Annotated in this window: 3 protein-coding genes; 1 reads left to right on the top strand and 2 read right to left on the bottom strand. The window is 73.4% G+C overall.

Annotated elements, in window-relative coordinates:
* Together BKE38_RS23355 and BKE38_RS23350 are read right to left on the bottom strand one after the other, a co-directional pair.
* Positions 1-440 (bottom strand): DUF4880 domain-containing protein (locus tag BKE38_RS23355; protein ID WP_131829703.1); only part of this gene is annotated, 440 nt, incomplete at its 3' end.
* Between the two features lie 88 nt (positions 441-528).
* Complete coding sequence (locus tag BKE38_RS23350) at positions 529-1038, bottom strand: RNA polymerase sigma factor (RefSeq protein WP_076959629.1); 510 nt, start codon at positions 1036-1038, stop codon at positions 529-531.
* A gap of 537 nt (positions 1039-1575) precedes the next feature.
* Between BKE38_RS23350 and BKE38_RS23345 the strand changes: the two genes are divergently transcribed.
* Positions 1576-1923, top strand: a 348-nt coding sequence (locus BKE38_RS23345) for a response regulator (protein WP_106409287.1), incomplete at its 3' end; no start/stop codon positions are given.

Genomic DNA, 1923 nt, shown 5'->3' with positions numbered 1-1923 from the left:
CGCGGCGCCAGGTGGACGGCGCTGCCATCGGCCAGCAGGACGCGGCGCAGCTCGCCGGTGCCGGTGGCATGCTCGGCGGTGAAGCGGCGCAGCGGCTCCAGCAGCAGCGGCTCCGGCGCCAGGACCAGGGCCAGCGAGGCGGCGATGCCGACCGCGGCCGCCCCGCGCAGCGCCCTTCGGCGACCGGGATTCCGGACGGCGCCGCCGCGGCGGGGCAATGCCATGGCGGGCGCCTGCTCCCAGCGCGCGGCATGGACCGGCGGCACCTCGCCCGCCAGGCGCCAGGCGCGCTCAGCCCGGGCGAAGGCGGCGGCCCGGGCGGGATCGGCGGCGCGCCAGGCCTCGAGGCCGGCGCGCAGCAAGGGATCGCCCGGCGCCGCCTCGCGCCGCAGCAGCCAGTCCATCGCCTCCTCAAGCAGCAGCGCGTCGTCGCGGCTCATCGTTCCGTCAGGTCCCTGGGCGATCCCCGGGCGCAGGCCGGGTCCGCCTGCATGACGCGCAAGGGCGCCGGATTTTTCACGCGGGCGATCACGAATGGTCCTCGGGCGGCAGGTCGGCGGCAATGCGCATCAGGGCGTCGCGCACCAGGCGATGGGCAGTGGGGACGGAGACCTGCAGCCGGGCCGCGATCTCCTCCAGCGTGTAGCCGCCGAAGCGCTGCATCTCGAGGGCGATGCGGGCCTTCTCCGGCAGGGCCTCGAGCACGGCGCCCACGCGGGCGACGGACTCGGCATGCAGCAGCTCCTGCTCGGGCGTGCGCGGCGTCTCGGGCTGCATCCAAGGCGCGGGATCGGCCTCGGGGCGGCGGTCGGCGCGGCGCAGCCGGCCCTGGTCCCAGGCCAGGTTGCGCAGGATGCGGTAGAGATAGGCGATCGGGCGGGCCAGGGCCGGGCCGCCGGCGCGCTCGGGGACGAAGCGCAGATAGGCATCCTGCACGGCATCCTCGGCCCGGGCGCGGTCGCCGAGCAGCGCGGTCGCGTAATCGAGCAGCGCCGCGCGATGCGCCAGGTAGAGCTCGAGCTTCGGGTCCTGCGCCACGCCAAAGCGCCTAGCACAAGGCCGGAGGCGGCACCAAGGGAGGCAGGATCGGCCTGGCGCGCCGCGCGCTGGGACCGCTTCGCCGGCCCGCGTCGTGCAGCGGGCTTCCTTCGGGGTGAAGCGCTTGTTCGTGGGGAGGTCATGGTGACCTTGAAGCCGTCGCGCTGGCACCGCGCGCGCTCAGCCTCCGCCTCACCATCGCCGGCGAAGAGCTGGATCGACCGGCGCCGGCCGAAGGATGGCGTGGCCAGGATCGCTTCCCAATGCCGTCCTGGATCGGCCAACAAGGAGGCGGCACGGTGGATCGGCGTGACCGCCGCGCGACCGGGTCCGTGCGGATACGGGTTCATCGCGGCGCGCCATGCGACGCAATGGCCGCGACTGCGCCTGGGCAATGTCCACGGCGCTGCGCGGCCGCGCCGCCTCTGACAGGGTTCGCGGCTAACATAGTTTAATGCTGCAGCGGGGCCCGCGCGGTAGCGCTGGTGGAACGGCCCGGCAGCCCAGTTTACCGCGGGCCAAGCAGGGGACGACCCGATGGCGCTTGCAGCTCTCAAGGACCTGGTGTTGCTGGTTGCCGAGGATGAGTATCTGGTCGCGCGTGATCTGCTGGACACCTTGGAAGAGCAAGGTGCGACGGTGCTCGGTCCGGCATCCACGGTGCAGCGCGCCCTGGCCTTGTGCAGCAGCACGCCACGCATCGACGCCGCGCTGCTCGACGTCAATCTGCGCGGCGACTGGATCTTCGCGGCGGCCGATCTGCTGCAGGAGCGTGGCGTCCCCGTCGTCTTCGTCACCGGCTATGATGCGGAGGTGATCCCCCACCGCTTCAGCGCGGCACCTTGCCTGCGCAAGCCGGCCGAGGGTCATCGTGTGGTCGAGGCG

The organism is Teichococcus deserti, from assembly GCF_001982615.1.
GTDB classification, from domain to species: Bacteria; Pseudomonadota; Alphaproteobacteria; order Acetobacterales; family Acetobacteraceae; genus Pseudoroseomonas; species Pseudoroseomonas deserti.
This window is presented reverse-complemented; position numbering and strand designations above follow the sequence as displayed.